Source organism: Kitasatospora sp. NPDC002543 (assembly GCF_053594915.1).
Window position 1 is genome coordinate 1 of record NZ_JBSFWR010000250.1, and the last position, 1,218, is coordinate 1,218.

General features: G+C 73.7%; 1 pseudogene. It reads left to right on the forward strand.

The features are described from left to right. Positions 1-131 precede the first annotated feature (131 nt). Positions 132-1,218 (forward strand): annotated as a pseudogene (locus tag ACWD4P_RS38350) (hypothetical protein); the annotation flags it as partial.

The following is a 1,218-nucleotide window of genomic DNA, read 5'->3' on the forward strand; positions in this document are numbered from 1 at the left end:
TGCGGGCGGCGTAGGCGGTGGAGAGGTCGCGGGCGAGCGGGGCCATGGACCAGCCGTCGCCGGCGATGTGGTGCAGCACCAGGACGAGGACGTGGCTGAAGGCCACGCGGATCGAGGGCGGCGCCGTCAGGGTGGACTGGCAGACGGCCACCGGCGCCTCCGCCTACCAGGTCCTCCGCTCGGCCACCGCGGGCGGGACGTACTCCGCCGTGTCCGATTGGCTGACCGACCCGTCCTTCCGCGACACGCCCTCCTTCGCCACCACACACCGCTGGTACTACCGGGTCGTCGCGCGCGACGCCGCGGGCAATGTCTCCGCCCCGTCCAGCACCGCCGACACGGGCGCTCCCGACAGCACCCCGCCCGGTCAGGTGCAGGGCATCACCGCGGACGCCACCACGGCGGGCAACAGCGTCAGCTGGCAGGCCGGCACGGACGACACCGCGCACTACGAGGTATGGGTGACGACACCGGAGGGCACCGACCCCGCCGGGCCCCGAATCGTCCTCGGCACCTCGTACCTGGACGCTACGGCGGCAGTCGGCGGCCGCACCGAGTACCGCGTGTACGCGGTCGACACCGACGGGAACATCTCCCCGGCCTCGGAGGCGGCGACGGCCGTGCGCCCGGCGGCCTCCGCACTGGCCGCGCCCGGCACCCCGACCGCGCTCCCGCTGGACAGCGCGACCCGACTGTCCTGGCCGTCGACCGACAGCATTGACTACCGCGTGTACCGCCGCACGGACGCGAACGGAGCCTGGACCCTGCTGACCCCACGGCCGGTTGCCGCCCTGGTCTTCGACGACACGACGGCCCCGGCGGGCGACTCCTGGTACTACGTGACCACCGTCGACCGAGACGGCCTCGACTCGGCTCCTTCGAGCACCGTCGCGCTGCAGCGCCGGACCCCGGCCACCCCGGACGCGCCCGCGGCTCCGACCCTCACCCTGTCCGCGCCGTTCACGGAGTGCACCGCGAACGACTGCGCCGGGCACGGCTACGGACAGGACGTCACCGTCACGGCGACACCCGCGGCGCAGCCGGGCCATGTGGCGGGCGGCTACCGATGGGTGGTCAGCGGTCCGGGCGGTTTCGTGAAGAGCACCACCGACCCCACACTGACGTGGCGTCCGACCGCCACCGGCGTCTACACGGTGCAGGCCGAGACGAGCGACGCGTACGGGCGCTACGGACGGCCCGCGACCATCACCTTCAAGG